Annotated in this window: 15 protein-coding genes and 1 riboswitch; of the genes, 4 read left to right on the forward strand and 11 right to left on the reverse strand. The window is 42.2% G+C overall.

Annotated features, from left to right (window positions below; all coding sequences use genetic code 11):
* Positions 1-81 precede the first annotated feature (81 nt).
* From ACFFGT_RS31600 to ACFFGT_RS31610, 3 genes are read right to left on the reverse strand one after another with little or no spacing between them, the layout of a single operon-like run.
* Complete coding sequence (locus ACFFGT_RS31600) at positions 82-402, reverse strand: hypothetical protein (RefSeq protein ID WP_377026509.1); 321 nt, start codon at positions 400-402, stop codon at positions 82-84.
* Positions 403-447: 45 nt separating this feature from the next.
* Positions 448-759, reverse strand: coding sequence for a hypothetical protein (locus tag ACFFGT_RS31605; RefSeq protein WP_377026510.1), 312 nt, complete (start codon positions 757-759; stop codon positions 448-450).
* 32 nt (positions 760-791) lie between these two features.
* The gene (locus ACFFGT_RS31610) at positions 792-1,799 is read right to left on the reverse strand and encodes an NAD(P)H-dependent glycerol-3-phosphate dehydrogenase (protein WP_377026511.1); all 1,008 of its coding nucleotides are present in this window, start codon (positions 1,797-1,799) and stop codon (positions 792-794) included.
* Positions 1,800-1,939: 140 nt separating this feature from the next.
* Between ACFFGT_RS31610 and ACFFGT_RS31615 the strand changes: the two genes are divergently transcribed.
* Positions 1,940-2,149, forward strand: a complete 210-nt coding sequence (locus ACFFGT_RS31615) for a hypothetical protein (RefSeq protein WP_377026512.1) — start codon at positions 1,940-1,942, stop codon at positions 2,147-2,149.
* On the forward strand, positions 2,140-2,529 hold the full coding sequence (locus ACFFGT_RS31620) for a type II toxin-antitoxin system VapC family toxin (RefSeq protein ID WP_377026513.1): 390 nt from the start codon (positions 2,140-2,142) through the stop codon (positions 2,527-2,529). The genes ACFFGT_RS31615 and ACFFGT_RS31620 overlap by 10 nt, the downstream gene beginning before the upstream one ends.
* Positions 2,530-2,768: 239 nt before the next feature.
* Here ACFFGT_RS31620 and ACFFGT_RS31625 read toward each other — a convergent pair whose 3' ends face one another.
* Both ACFFGT_RS31625 and ACFFGT_RS31630 read right to left on the reverse strand, forming a co-directional pair.
* Positions 2,769-4,106: an efflux RND transporter periplasmic adaptor subunit gene (locus ACFFGT_RS31625; RefSeq protein WP_377026514.1), complete on the reverse strand. Its 1,338-nt coding sequence runs from the start codon at positions 4,104-4,106 to the stop codon at positions 2,769-2,771.
* Between the two features lie 36 nt (positions 4,107-4,142).
* A complete protein-coding gene (locus tag ACFFGT_RS31630) occupies positions 4,143-5,588 on the reverse strand; it encodes a TolC family protein (protein ID WP_377026515.1) in 1,446 nt (481 codons plus the stop codon).
* 102 nt (positions 5,589-5,690) lie between these two features.
* Here ACFFGT_RS31630 and ACFFGT_RS31635 point away from each other — a divergent pair, with 102 nt between their 5' ends.
* The gene (locus tag ACFFGT_RS31635) at positions 5,691-6,326 is read left to right on the forward strand and encodes a polysaccharide deacetylase family protein (RefSeq protein WP_377026516.1); all 636 of its coding nucleotides are present in this window, start codon (positions 5,691-5,693) and stop codon (positions 6,324-6,326) included.
* Between the two features lie 138 nt (positions 6,327-6,464).
* On the opposite strand, the gene ACFFGT_RS31640 is transcribed toward ACFFGT_RS31635, so the two are convergent.
* From ACFFGT_RS31640 to ACFFGT_RS31655, 4 genes are all read right to left on the reverse strand, one after another.
* Positions 6,465-7,259 carry an alpha/beta hydrolase gene (locus ACFFGT_RS31640; RefSeq protein WP_377026517.1) on the reverse strand — a complete coding sequence of 265 codons (795 nt, stop codon included), beginning with the start codon at positions 7,257-7,259 and terminating at the stop codon, positions 6,465-6,467.
* 308 nt (positions 7,260-7,567) lie between these two features.
* Positions 7,568-8,425, reverse strand: a complete 858-nt coding sequence (locus tag ACFFGT_RS31645; RefSeq protein ID WP_377026518.1) for a helix-turn-helix domain-containing protein — start codon at positions 8,423-8,425, stop codon at positions 7,568-7,570.
* Between the two features lie 103 nt (positions 8,426-8,528).
* Positions 8,529-9,224 carry an alpha/beta hydrolase gene (locus tag ACFFGT_RS31650; RefSeq protein ID WP_377026519.1) on the reverse strand — a complete coding sequence of 232 codons (696 nt, stop codon included), beginning with the start codon at positions 9,222-9,224 and terminating at the stop codon, positions 8,529-8,531.
* A gap of 94 nt (positions 9,225-9,318) precedes the next feature.
* Positions 9,319-10,167, reverse strand: a complete 849-nt coding sequence (locus tag ACFFGT_RS31655) for a helix-turn-helix domain-containing protein (protein ID WP_377026520.1) — start codon at positions 10,165-10,167, stop codon at positions 9,319-9,321.
* Between the two features lie 589 nt (positions 10,168-10,756).
* On the opposite strand from ACFFGT_RS31655, the gene ACFFGT_RS31660 reads away from it, so the two are divergent.
* The gene (locus tag ACFFGT_RS31660; protein ID WP_377026521.1) at positions 10,757-11,503 is read left to right on the forward strand and encodes a class I SAM-dependent methyltransferase; all 747 of its coding nucleotides are present in this window, start codon (positions 10,757-10,759) and stop codon (positions 11,501-11,503) included.
* Between the two features lie 4 nt (positions 11,504-11,507).
* Here the strand turns inward: ACFFGT_RS31660 and ACFFGT_RS31665 are convergent, their stop codons facing one another.
* Together ACFFGT_RS31665 and ACFFGT_RS31670 are read right to left on the reverse strand one after the other, a co-directional pair.
* Complete coding sequence (locus ACFFGT_RS31665) at positions 11,508-12,890, reverse strand: voltage-gated chloride channel family protein (protein ID WP_377026522.1); 1,383 nt, start codon at positions 12,888-12,890, stop codon at positions 11,508-11,510.
* Positions 12,891-12,947: 57 nt separating this feature from the next.
* Positions 12,948-13,012: riboswitch (Fluoride riboswitch) on the reverse strand.
* Positions 13,013-13,261: 249 nt separating this feature from the next.
* Positions 13,262-13,453, reverse strand: a complete 192-nt coding sequence (locus ACFFGT_RS31670) for a hypothetical protein (protein WP_377026523.1) — start codon at positions 13,451-13,453, stop codon at positions 13,262-13,264.
* Positions 13,454-13,459: the final 6 nt, after the last annotated feature.

Consider the following 13,459-nt stretch of genomic DNA (forward strand, 5'->3'; position numbering starts at 1 on the left):
TAGTAAGAAGCATTAGTTTTAGTTTAGTTTTGTTAACAAAGCCTTTTAACCGCTGCATACGGGAACAAAGGCTTTTGTTGTTTAACGGCTAAATTCAACAATATCCGAATCAGGATAACAAAGCGTTAGCTTATGGTCATCAAGTTCTTTGATGCTAAACTTAGTGTATGGCCTGCTCCCCTGGTATGATGTGTAAATGGTATCGTTTTTCACAAAATAATCCTCTTTAGTAGCTTGCCCGTCATCCATAATAAAATCTTTATCAGTTATTGAAAGTTTGGTTGAACCATCCTTTGATTTCCAGTTGCCCTCCAGCTTTTTGTTAGCGGGCGGGGGCTGAGAACAAGAGTATATCAATAACAGGCCTGCAACTGCAGCAAATATCGGAGCAACCTTTTTCATTAGGGATCAGGATTTTTAAAACGGCTTATGCCTTGTATAATTAAATTATTGGGCTGGTTTATCAACCAGTTGAGATTTTTTCAGGTACACACGGTGCCCTTTCTTATCTACATAAAAATAATGTGAGTATTTATCAATATAAATGGTTTCGCCATTAGGGCCAACCTTACCGGCATATTTCTTATCAACAACTGCTGCCGTACCTTTCACAGCAATCTCTGATGTTTTGTGGCCTATCTTTTTAGTGGTTTTACTGATCTTACCACCAAGGGTCGAGTCTTTATGAGTTTGGGCAAAACCCGGTGTAACCATAAATGTGCCGGCTGCAAACAGGGCAATTTTAAACAGATTTTTCATGAGTGATAGTAATTAAGTTTGTTTTAATATAATCAACTCAATTTTTCGGCCAAGTTTCTCATTTCTATCACAGGTGAGCGTTTTTGATATAAAATAGCATAAACAGCCTCGCAAATAGGGATGTTTACACCATATTGCTTGTTAACCTCGTGTAGGCAATTTACTGCATAGTATCCTTCAGCAACCATATTCATTTCCAGTTGTGCCGATGTTACCGTATATCCTTTACCTATCATATTGCCAAAGGTACGGTTCCTGCTAAACTGCGAATAAGCGGTAACCAACAGGTCGCCCAGATATGCCGATTCTTTAATATCCCTGTCAATTGGGTGCACAGCGGCTACAAAGCGCTCCAATTCGCGAATTGCATTTGATATCAGCACCGCCTGGAAGTTATCGCCGTAGCCTACACCATGGCAAATACCGCTGGCAATAGCATATACATTCTTCAATACAGCGCCATATTCGGTACCATAGATATCGTCAGAAATATTGGTTTTGATATACCGGGTATTGATCATTCCAGCAAACTCCGAAGCCAGCTCCGTATCACCGGAGGCTATAGTGAGATATGATAATTTTTCGAGCGCAACCTCCTCAGCATGGCATGGCCCGCTGATCACCATAAAATCATCAAACGATATATCGTATTTTTGATGAAGAAATTCGGCAATTATCAGGTTTTCGTCAGGCACTATACCTTTTATAGCCGATACTATCTTTTTCCCTTCCAGGTCGGCAGCAGTAATATCTTTTAGCGCTTCTTTTAAAAAGGCGGCAGGTACGTTGAGCAATACAATATCGGCAACCGCGATGAGCGGTTTCAGATTGGTAGATATATTTTGCTCAGGAAGCTTAATCTCAACCGAACTCAGGTAGTGCGGGTTGTGCGCAAACTTTTGCAGATGTTCCACAGCTTCGGCATTGCGCATCCACCAAAAAATTTCTTTTTCGGTGGTGTTGTCAATCAGCATTTTGATATTGGCCGTAGCCCAGCTCCCTCCGCCAACAACTGTGATCTTGTTTAATTTTTTATCCATCAATAAATAATAGAAATCTAAGCGCCGTGTTTTGATCGGCTAAGCAAATTAATGAAATATTATGCAGATTGGCCGCATGACTTTTATATGCTGTAATTAAGAGGGGAATTGATTAAATTTGTATAGCAACGATCTGAAACATGACAACAGTAACAGTAGACATTATAAATGAGAAAGCCATGAAACTACTGGAAGACATGGAACTTCTGCAATTAATTCGGGTACATACCGAGGCTAAGGAATACTCCAATAATAAAAACTGGATTGCTAAATATAAGGGCGCAATGACCAAACAACCATTGCCCGAAGTTGATGCCCAATTAAAAGAGTTAAGAGACGGATGGGAATAAAATATCTCTGGGATAGCAACACGGCAATCTATTTCCTGCAAAAACAATTTCCACCTGCAACAGAGAAATTCATTGAAGATTTATTAGCAGAAAGCCTTCCGGCAATATCAGCAATTACCGAAATTGAACTACTTTGTTGGAAAACAGCTTCCGATGCTGATCTCCAATTACTGACTGATTTTATTAACGATGTAACTATCTTTGAGCTCGAAAACGCAATAAAGCTTAAGACTGCTGAAATACGTAAAACAAATCGCATAAAACTTCCTGACGCTATTATTGCTGCTACAGCATTAATCCATGATCTTACACTTGTTACAAGGAATGTCAAGGATTTTGATAAAATCAGCGGATTAAAAGTCATTAATCCCTGGGGCTGATTATTTCATATATTTTCACTGCCGCAGGTTTTAGCGTAACTTATGGTTAAACAGTGGGGAGCTTTCGGCTTCAGTACATAATTTAAGCTGAAAGCTTAAACCATGATACACCACGGGTTGCGCTATCGCTAAACCCGCGGCAGATGTAATGACATTTCTATAATACAACAAACGCCCGGCTTTCGCCGGGCGTTAAAAAATCTAATTCATCATCTGCACATCTGAAATCTGCAAATCAATTACTTATTATTATCTGCGTTAAACAGTTTTGATTTATCTACTTTCTGAACCATTTGCCCGTCGCTAAGCGTTTTTGAAATGGCCGAATATGGGGCTGATACCACTTCTTCTCCTCCTTTAAGGCCGGATAGTACCTGGATATAAGTATCATTCTGGATGCCGGTGGTCACCTGTACCTGTTTCAGCTTACCTCCATTTAATACAAACACATATTCCTTAGCAACAGGGCTGATCTGTGGTTTGCTCTTATCGTCATCAGCTTTCGGCGGACCATTTTCTTCTTTCTTTTCCTCGCGGGTGGTTACCGATTGAATTGGTACCGATAACGCCTTAGCCGAGTTTGTGCTGATATCAACAGTAGCTGTTAGCCCCGGACGGAACGGCGACGGGTTATCGGCCGTTTTCTTCAACAGGGCAGCATATGATTCGGCGTTAATCCTCACTTTAACAGTAAAATTGGTTACCTGGTCGGCAGATGTACCAACTACATTTGCCGAGCTGCCTATTTCGGTTACCACACCGGTAAACTTTTTACCTAAAAACGCATCCACCTCAATTTTTGATGAATCGCCAAGGGAAATACGGTTGATATCATTTTCATTCACATCAACGTTAACATCCATTTTGCTCAGATCAGATAGGGTCATGATCTCGGTACCGGCAAACTGCTGGGTACCCAAAACACGCTCACCTTTTTCAACAGATAGTTTTGAAACCACACCATCAACCGGCGAATAAATAGTAGTTTTTGCCAGGTTATCCTGCGCTTCCTTAACCGATGCCTGTGACTGGGCTAAGCCGTATTGTGAACCTACCACGTTTTGTTTGGCAGCCTCAAGGGATGCTTTAGCACCTTCATATGCAGCTTTGGCATTTTCAAATTCCGAAATGGTCAATACTTTTTTATCAAAAAGCTCTTTACTGCGTTTGTAAATACCCACCTGGTTATTATAAGTAGCTTCAGCCTGTTTAAGCATCTGGCTTGAGTTACCTACACTGGCTTTTTGAGTATTGTACGATGCAATTGCGCGGTCATAACCCGATTTTAAAATGTCGGGCCTGATCTTACAAAGCAACTGGCCTTTTTTAACCACATCACCTTCCTTAATTGGCAGCTCAACCACCTCACCCGATACTTCAGGGCTTATCTTAACCTCAACATGCGGTTTGATTTTTCCACTGGCCGATACCGTTTCATTTATTACACGTGTTTCGGCCTTTTCAGTAGCTACCTGGGTTAGCGCGGGCTTGCCTATCAGGCCCGTTACCTTGGCAATGATCAGCAGGACAACCAGTGCGCCAAGACCTATCAGAATATATTTAGTAGTTTTTCCCATGACGGTGAATTTGGATATTTTACGGTTAAGATTTTATTAAAGTGTTATAGGGTTGCCTAAATAATAGTCAATGACTTTGCTCCTGAAAATCACCTGGTATTGTGCCTCAATCATATCAAACTGCGATTTATTGAGGTTGGTTTGTGATGTATTAAAATCAAGCGAGTTAACCAGGCCTACAGTATAGCGTTGCTGTATAATGTTAAAAGCATCCTTATTTGCATTGTAGGTTTGCGTAGCCGATTGATAGCGTTTATCGGCAGCCTGCAGGTCCCACACAGCCTGGTAAATGATCTTGCTCAGGTTATTACGGGCCAATTGCGCCGTTACTTCGGCATTTTGGTTCTGCAGTTTTGCTTTCCTGACAGCAGTGCGCGACAGGAACCTGTTGAAAATAGGAATTTGCAAGCTTACCCCTACCGATTGGTTAAAGTTATCGCTCAACTGCCTGAAGAATGGGTTGCTTTTGAAACCTACTTTGTAATTAGGCACCACAACCGCCTGCTGCGAGTTTTGTACAAAACCAACGGTATCAAATTTACCTGTAGGCGTAGCTCCAAAAGGAGTATTCTTGGCATCGGAAAAGTATGAACCTGCAGCGCCAAACAACACTACTGATGGATAATAATTACCTCTTGCTATTTTAATACCCTGCGCTGCAGCTTTCTGACGCTGCTCGGCCAGTAATACATCGGGATTTACGGCAAGAGCGGTTTTAACAACCTCCTGTGCATCATACACGGTTTTCACATTGTTCAGTTTACTGATATCTGGCCTTTCTACTTTAATATCAGTGCCGGGGTCCATCTCCATATATTGCTTTAAGGTCAGCAATGATTGCTCCAGCTGATTTTCGGCATTGGTATAGTTCAGATCATTGGTTGACAGCTGGGCTTTGGCCTGCGACAGATCGGCAAGGGTTTGGTTACCTACATCAAAGCCTTTCTGGGCACGGTCTAAAGCTATTTTGGATACATCAATTTGTTGCTGGGCAGCTGTTACCAGATCCTGGTTGGTTAATACCAGCAGGTAGGTGGTAACCACATTCAATATCAGGTCGTTCTTTACCTTGGCAACGTTGGTTTTATCGGCATCAAGCAAAATCTTGTTCTGAATAACGGTATTACGTAACTGTCCGCCCTGGAACAGGGTTACCTGCGAGGTAAAGTTACCGTTAACCGCCAAAATGCGCTGATTACTGAACTGGTTGGTTGAAGGGTCGATGTTACGGCCAAAGTTGAACGAACCTTGCGGACTTACAGCTAAATTAGGCAGTTGGTTGTATTTCGACTGCTTAAGATCTTCGTTAGTAATAGCAGCTGTAAATTCGGCCTGTTTAATGGTGAGGTTGCGTTCAAGGGCCAGGTCTACCGCCTTTTGCAAGCCTATCACTTCCTGCGCAGCGGCATTGAAACCGGCTACTGAAAATAAAACTGTGCAAATGAGCGTTGCTTTAACTGATAGTAATAATTTTAGTTTCATAAGGTTTTTCTATACAATGGTAAGCAACTGTTCATTACATTGCAGTGTTTATTTTTGTTAAATGTTGTTAATAGGGATAAAAACACAAACTACCTGATCTGTATGTACCTGGTTAAAACTCCCTGGCTGCTGAAAAAGCTTTATCCCCAACTTACCTGGGATATAAAATCAACTAACCGTTGCATTTATCTCACTTTTGACGACGGCCCCATACCAATTGTTACACCAGCTGTATTAAATATTTTAAAACAATATGATGCCAAAGCCACCTTTTTTTGCATTGGCGACAATGTACGCAAACACCCCGATATTTTTGAACACGTAAAAGCAAGCGGCCATGCCATAGGTAACCATACTTTTAACCATCTTAAAGGTTGGAAAACCGACACCCAAACCTACCTTGATAATTTTTTACAGGCCGATAAGTTACTGAACACGCCGCTGTTTCGCCCCCCTTATGGCAGGATCAAAAGGGCACAGGTACGGGCACTGAAAGCAGCTAAACCCGATCTGAATATTTTTATGTGGGATGTGCTCAGCGGCGATTTTGATATGGCCCTTAAACCCGAAGATTGCTTAAAAGCCGTACTTAAATATACCGAAGCTGGATCAATGGTGGTATTTCATGACAGCATCAAAGCGTTTAAACGGCTGGAGTATGTACTGCCGAGGGCTTTGGAGGTTTGGAGTAAGGAGGGGTATAGTTTTAGCCCCCTGGCCCCTGAAGGGGGAAGTTGAAAGGGCAAGCCATAAATCTTAAATAAAAACGTCATTATAAGGAACGAAGCAATCGCGAACTATACAGGGCGGCCCTGCTGATCGGGGATTGCTTCGTGCCTCGCAATGACGTGGTGGGGGCTACTTCTTATTATTTTTTTATTTTTTTACAGAAGCATTTTCTGCTGCTTTAATAATCACCCCGGCAACAGCTTTAGGTTGAGACATGAACACTACGTGACTGCCTTTTATTTCGGTTATTGTTGTATTTGAGCGTTTGTACATGGCACGCTCGATATCAGGGTTGATGCTTTTATCTTCGGTAGCAACTATGCCGTAAGCAGGCTTGTTTCTCCATGCAGGGTTGGTGATTGGTGTAACAAATCCTTTTGCATAAAAGGCGCCTTGTGAAGCGTACATGAAATCAGCTTCTTCTTTGCTGATGTCAGCACAAAAACCGGCATGGAATTTAGCTTTGTCATAATACACGATGCCTTTATCATCAGGTGCTAAAACACCGTTTTCAGGAGCCGGAGGCGCAGTTTGTAACCATTGCAGGGCTGATTCGCCTTTGTCTGGCTGAAATGCTGCTATGTAAACAAGGGCAGCTACTTTCGGGTGGTTACCTGCTTCGGTAATTACCGCGCCGCCCCACGAGTGTCCTACCAATATAGCAGGTCCGTCCTGTTTATCCAATGCAACTGTTACTGCCTTAACATCGTCTTCCAAAGAAGATAGTGGATTTTGCACCACAGTAACATTGTATCCTTTTTTAGTAAGTTCAGTGTACAATGCTTTATAGCCTGATCCATCGGCAAATGCGCCGTGAACCAATACTACATTTTTAACGGCTTGCGCCTGTGATGAAAAAGTAAAGCCTAAAACTGCGGCAAAGGTTAATACTAAACTAACCAGGCCTGCTTTAATTCTGTTTTTTAATGTTGGAGTTTTCATATTGTTTTGTTTTTAAATGTTGTGTTTGATTTAACAATACAAAAGTGCCCCAAATACAGCAGGTAGGAAATGTTGCCAGTTCCCGAAAAATTGTAATTTCTTCCCGGATGGCTTAAAGGAGTTGGGAAAGTTCTTTAGTTCCCTCCCTTGGGAGGGGTGCGGCTGGTTTGCGCGGTGGCAGGGAGGGGTTTGTGCGCCATGCTAACGGATATGCCAGGCGATGAAACCCCTCCCTACACCCTCCCAAGGGAGGGAATCGCACTTACCCCCTGCTTTTTACTTTTTTAGTTCAATACATTTGCTTCCTTTTACGCTGCCACCGGCTGCTCCTTCCCACTCCTGAACTCCACCGGCGTTTGTTTGGTGTGCCGTTTAAAAAAGTTGCAGAAATAGGCGGGATCTTCAAAGCCCAGTTCATAAGTGATTTGCTTAACCGACTTGCTGGTATAATTAAGCAACCTCCTGGCTTCCACAATGATCCGGTTTTGGATCACCTGCTGCGGCGTTCTGTCGTTATAAAGCGAAAAGATATTGGAGAGCGTTTTCGGCGATTTATTCAGCAAGCCTGCATAGAAATTAACAGAATGCTCGCTTCTGAAATTACCTTCAACCAATAAGTTAAATTTCCGGAATATATCCAGCTTTTGATCCTGGTTCTTTTCTTCGGGGATATATTTTGTACGGGCCATTTGTGTTACCATGATGATCAGCCGCTTTAGCAGCATGATCAGCATGTCATTCTGAATATGATCTTTGGTGTTCAGCTCCTGGGTAAAAATATCCAGCAATACCTTAAGTTTAGATTGATTAGGATCATCAAGAGGGATGAATAACAGATCGCCCATACCAAAAAGAAAACCTACGCAGCTTACTTCGGCGTCATGGTCAATCAGGCAATAAAACTCCCTGTTAAACTGCCAGGCAATAATATCTGCAGACCTTTGGAAGGTAAAAGTCTGGTCGAACATGAGCGGCAGCAGCGTGTTGGGATTGAATACATGATCGGCCCCATCTATATTGATGGTTTGTTGCTCTCCCTTGTTCCAGGCTATGGTAAAATATTTCTTTGCCCGGTCGCGGGTATAAAAAAAACGATCAAAATTTTCCTCACCGCTGATCAATAGAAGATCTCCGCCGGTTTTCTGATCTGAGACAGTTAACTTCATGAAGTTTTTTTGGTGTTAAAGATAAGGCAGATTGATGAAGTTTTAAACAAAACATCCGCATGCGGTTTAATGCATACGGATGTTTATAAGAGCGTAGCTTATTTTACACTTCAGAAGCTTTACGGGCTGCTTCGATAATGACTTCAGCAACAGTTTCCGGGTGCGACATAAAGATCACATGGCTGCCTTTCACTTCGGTTACTATGGTGTTTGACCGTTTATACATGGCATGCTGAATATCCGGATTGATACTTTTATCTTCGGTAGCAATCAGGCCATAAGCAGGTTTGTGACGCCATGCCGCATCGGTTATTGGCGATACAAAGCCCTGGGCATAAAATGCGCCCTGTGAGGCGTACATAAAAGCGGCTTCATCGGCATCGATATCGGCGCAAAACCCTGCGTGAAATTTGTCCTTGTCATAATATACAATACCTTTTTCATCAGGAGGCAGTACACCGTTTTCAGGTGCAGGCGGCGCGGTTTGCAGCCATTGTAATGCCGACTCGCCATTATCCGGCTGAAATGCTGCGATGTAAACCAAAGCAGCTACATTAGGATGGTTCCCGGCCTCGGTGATCACGGCACCACCCCATGAATGCCCGGCAAGAATGGCCGGTCCACCAATCTTGTCCAACACAACATGCGTTGCTTTTACATCATCTTCCAATGAGCTTAGCGGATTTTGTACAACCAATACATTATACCCTTTTTGAGTAAGGATTTGATAGAGCGCTTTAAAGCCCGAGCCGTCTGCAAATGCACCATGCACGAGAACGACATTTTTTAAGTTTCCCATAGTTAATTGTTGTTTTATAATGATTTGATTTATCACAAAACAACAAACTGTTTCAGGTTGAAACAATGTATAAATAGCGGAAATATATGTACAATTAGCGGTACTTTTTGCGGAAAGCTACAGGCGACATTTTTACCACACCGATAAACATTCGTGAAAAATAGGTATAGTCGGTATAGCCCAGCTCGTAAGCAATCGCCTTAATGGTTTTATCGGTATATATCAGCAGGCGTTTCGCCTCTATCATGATCATGTATTGGATCCAATAACTAACCGTGTTACCGGAAATCTCTTTAACCGCCTCGTTAAGATAAGGCGTAGATATATGCAATACCGCAGCGTATGATGAGGGCTTTTTCAATGTTTTATATTCTGCAAAAATCAGCCTTTTAAAAGCTGTAGTGATCCTGACAGCGCTCGAATCTTTCCTTCCATGCGCTATTATACTATCAGCATATTCCCCTGCAAACATACCTGCTACCGCATCTATCAACCCACGTTTAATATACTCTTTACAGCTATTGATGCTTTTATCTTTTACCTCGGCAAGCAGCAACGAAATAGCGGTTCGTAATCTTTTGGTCTTTTCCGGATCTATTGAAACCGGAGTCTGTGCAAAACACCCCTCATCAAGGATAAACTTATAAGTTTGATTAAGCAAAAAGCCATCCACAGCAATAACGTAGGCATCGGCTTCGGTATCAAAATGCTGCATTACTTGTCCCGGTAAAATATAATAAACAGATTGAGCAGATATCACCACCTCGCGCGAATCAACTATGACTTTCAGGTTACCTTCATTTACCAATACAAAAAGATAATGTTCGTTGCGGTGAGGACTTTTAAGAAAATGAAGATCACCTGCTTTTCTATAATCAACCACTTGCAAACCAAGCTCAATTACTTCATCAAGTTTAATTGTAGGAATAAGTTCATTGCTCATCTTGTTAAATTTAGTACAGTTATTGCACTGTTGTTTAAATAATTACACAAAGTTGCTTATTAATCAGGGAGATGTATCTATGTATAATTCCCGGATGATTGTAATTATTTCCTGTTGATGATAACGTATAGGTGTTCGGAAGATGAAGGTCAGTTGGAAATGTTGGTTAAAAAATCTATGTCATTGCGAGGAGCAAAATGGCAATGAGCATTTGCCACGTTTCACCTATAATGGAATGATTGTAATTGTTTAATTATTAAGTATATTTCTTTGATCTATTTTATAATATGGGCGTTGCCTGCGGCCCGGGCTTTCCGTTGCAAGTCCTCGCTTTCCTTCCCGCAACCCCTACACACGCTGTGGGCTTTACACTGCAATCCCTAACGCGCCCCCCGCACAACATCGCTAAAATATATTTTACACATCATTACAATTTTTTTCAGGGTTTCCCTGGTGGTTACTCGCAATAACGTCGTCTTTTTATTTTAATTTAACAGGGGATAATTTTATCCTGATAACAGCTCAAAATCCCTGCTTTACAAAATAACAGGGTTTTGAACTATTGCCGAATTATCTTTCCTTTGCACCCATGAGCAACGAACTCACCGACAAGGCATTTTGGGCCGGTTACTGGGAATCAAAAAAAGACCTGGCTTTTAATGTGCCGGCTAATTATACTTTTCATAAGCTGCTAAAAAACATTATAGATACTAATAAATCAGCTTCGGCTATTGAGCTTGGCGGTTTCCCGGGTTATTTTGCCATTTTTTTGAAGAAGTATTTCGGATTAAAAACTACGTTGTTTGATTTTTATGTACACCCCAAAGTTTTGAAGGAAGTACTGGATGCCAACCAGCTAACTGATCAGGATATTGCAGTTATAGAAGGCGATCTGTTCAAATATCAGCCCGAAACCGAATATGACCTGGTACTTTCATGTGGCTTAATAGAGCATTTTAACGATACCAAGGGCATTATTGAAAAGCACCTCTCCTTTCTGAAACCGGGAGGTACACTGTTCATCACCCTGCCTAACTTTACCGGCGTTAACGGCTGGGTACAGCGCAACTACGACCTTAACAATTATGAAAAGCATAATATCAGCAGTATGGACCCGGCGCTGCTGGCCGGCTATTGCAAAGAGCTTGGGCTAAAAAATGTTGAGGCATATTATTACGGCAAATTTTCGGTTTGGCTGGAAGATAAGGCTAACAAACCTGCACTTGCTAAGGCCATCACCAAATTGGTTTGGGTAGCCGGTAAAGTTTTTACCAAAATTATCCCGGTAGAATCAAAGCTGTTATCACCTTACATTGTAGTTACAGCAACTAAATAAAGCTTTAGCTGTTCCCTTTCCGGAAATTATATTTTGCCAGTTTATGGTATAAATATCCGCGTCTTTTCATTGCTTCCGAAAGTGTTTTGTCATCAGTAGGGTCATCGCTTAGCTTGGTGACCCCAATTCTTTGAGAGCCATATATACCGGTATGCCCGCTGAAAAGATAAGCGGTAAAGCAGGCGACGGCAAATAGCAAAGCATGCTCGCCTCCAAAAAGCTCTATCCCCATAAAGGTGCAGGCCAGCGGGGTGTTTGTTGCGCCCGCAAAAACGGCTATAAAACCTAAAGCAGCAAACAGGCTTACAGGCGCATCGAGCAAACCGGATAACGTATTGCCCAAAGTAGCACCAATATAAAACAGCGGTGTTACCTCGCCCCCTTTAAAACCTGTACCAAGCGTTATGGTAGTGTAAATGGTTTTCCAGAGCCAGCTCCAGGCATCGGCGCCACCGGCATGAAAGGCTGATGGAATAGTAACAGCTCCAACATGTTCGGCATCTACCCCTAAACTTAAATAATCGGGTTTGCCATTAACAATGGTAAGCGTAATGATAATGAGCCCTCCAATGAATGGGATAAGCCAGGGTGTTTTTACATATTTAGTAAAAAAGCTTTTAATGCCATGTACCATTTTTGCAAACAGATAACTCGCCAACCCGAATGCGATAGAAGCTACTATGGTTTTAATGATCAGCAACAGATCGGTTGAAATATAGCCCGAAAACCAATGCGGAATAACGGGAACAATATCAATATGATAAGGCGTATGATGAACGCCCCATGCGGCAACCGTAACATCGCCTACAATACCTGCAATAAGGCAGGGCAACAGCGCATTATACTGTACCCGGCCAATGGTTAATACTTCCATAGCAAAAACGGCACCTGTTAATGGCGTACCAAATACCGCCCCAAAGCCTGCCGCTATGCCTGCAGTAAGTATTGTTTGGGTATCGGCTTCGTTCAGCTTAAGCCATTTGCCTATCATTTGGGCTAAACTCCCACCCATTTGCACTGCGGTACCCTCGCGCCCCGCCGAACCGCCAAATAAATGGGTGATTATAGTAGTAATTAGCACCAGCGGGGCCATACGCTTTGGCACTCCCCCACCGGGATTATGAATTTCGTCAATAATTAAATTATTCCCCTTTTCGGCCACACCACCGAAGAGTTTATAGATAAAGTATATGGCTACGCCCGCCAGCGGCAGCAAATATAACAGCCAGCTATGCGCAAACCGGAAATGAATGGCCCAACTCAGCAACCACAGGAACAAAGCTACCGCGCTGCCTATAACGGCGGCTATAGGAATGACAATGACCGTCCACCGGAGGGCATTTTTCAGGATTGCGAAATGTTGCGAAGAGAAAAGCCGGTTATTCATTATGCTGATATTTATTTACCCACAAAAAATTAGCACAGGGCAAAACCTGTGAATTAATTATCTGTAGGCGCCATCAGCTTTTTAGGGCGGTTAAGTAGGAAGACACCATTTCCTTTTTATGAATGCTAAGATAGCTTTCTTTTGTTAAAAATAAAATACGGAAATTTGCTTTAAACAAGAGACTTCATTCCGAGCCAAAGTAATTGTTCCTCTAATGAAAAAAAGTAAGGGGTTGTGCGATTCCCCTCTTGAGAGGGGATTTTAAAACCTACACCTTATTTCACCAAAACAAAATAGCCTTACTTAGCACGTATGCATGAGTAAGGCTATTTTTTCCTGGTCTTTGAACAGACCGGCCTAAGTTATTCTACTTAAGCAATGCTTAGTGTTTCCACATCCTTAAGAGCCAGAAGCATTAATTTACCCTGGTATTCTACCCAGATGTCGGCGAAACTATTCTCATCGTACCCCATAAATTTTAATGGATGACCTATATGAAGATCTTTCCATTTTTTTCCGATGTACTTAAGGAGTTGTCCGCTTTTTAGTGTGTGCTTTGCCATAAGTTT

The sequence above is a fragment of the Mucilaginibacter angelicae genome (genome assembly GCF_042434235.1).
Lineage (GTDB): Bacteria > Bacteroidota > Bacteroidia > Sphingobacteriales > Sphingobacteriaceae > Mucilaginibacter > Mucilaginibacter angelicae.

What these genes read in the sequence shown, in the direction of transcription:
- ACFFGT_RS31665 (WP_377026522.1), bottom strand. Translation starts at nt 12,890, where the DNA reads ATGAATAACCGGCTTTTCTCTTCGCAACATTTCGCAATCCTGAAAAAT.
- ACFFGT_RS31635 (WP_377026516.1), top strand. Translation starts at nt 5,691, where the DNA reads ATGTACCTGGTTAAAACTCCCTGGCTGCTGAAAAAGCTTTATCCCCAA.
- ACFFGT_RS31670 (WP_377026523.1), bottom strand. Translation starts at nt 13,453, where the DNA reads ATGGCAAAGCACACACTAAAAAGCGGACAACTCCTTAAGTACATCGGA.
- ACFFGT_RS31655 (WP_377026520.1), bottom strand. Translation starts at nt 10,167, where the DNA reads ATGAGCAATGAACTTATTCCTACAATTAAACTTGATGAAGTAATTGAG.
- ACFFGT_RS31625 (WP_377026514.1), bottom strand. Translation starts at nt 4,106, where the DNA reads ATGGGAAAAACTACTAAATATATTCTGATAGGTCTTGGCGCACTGGTT.
- ACFFGT_RS31610 (WP_377026511.1), bottom strand. Translation starts at nt 1,799, where the DNA reads ATGGATAAAAAATTAAACAAGATCACAGTTGTTGGCGGAGGGAGCTGG.
- ACFFGT_RS31640 (WP_377026517.1), bottom strand. Translation starts at nt 7,259, where the DNA reads ATGAAAACTCCAACATTAAAAAACAGAATTAAAGCAGGCCTGGTTAGT.
- ACFFGT_RS31650 (WP_377026519.1), bottom strand. Translation starts at nt 9,224, where the DNA reads ATGGGAAACTTAAAAAATGTCGTTCTCGTGCATGGTGCATTTGCAGAC.
- ACFFGT_RS31645 (WP_377026518.1), bottom strand. Translation starts at nt 8,425, where the DNA reads ATGAAGTTAACTGTCTCAGATCAGAAAACCGGCGGAGATCTTCTATTG.
- ACFFGT_RS31660 (WP_377026521.1), top strand. Translation starts at nt 10,757, where the DNA reads ATGAGCAACGAACTCACCGACAAGGCATTTTGGGCCGGTTACTGGGAA.
- ACFFGT_RS31615 (WP_377026512.1), top strand. Translation starts at nt 1,940, where the DNA reads ATGACAACAGTAACAGTAGACATTATAAATGAGAAAGCCATGAAACTA.
- ACFFGT_RS31600 (WP_377026509.1), bottom strand. Translation starts at nt 402, where the DNA reads ATGAAAAAGGTTGCTCCGATATTTGCTGCAGTTGCAGGCCTGTTATTG.
- ACFFGT_RS31605 (WP_377026510.1), bottom strand. Translation starts at nt 759, where the DNA reads ATGAAAAATCTGTTTAAAATTGCCCTGTTTGCAGCCGGCACATTTATG.
- ACFFGT_RS31630 (WP_377026515.1), bottom strand. Translation starts at nt 5,588, where the DNA reads ATGAAACTAAAATTATTACTATCAGTTAAAGCAACGCTCATTTGCACA.
- ACFFGT_RS31620 (WP_377026513.1), top strand. Translation starts at nt 2,140, where the DNA reads ATGGGAATAAAATATCTCTGGGATAGCAACACGGCAATCTATTTCCTG.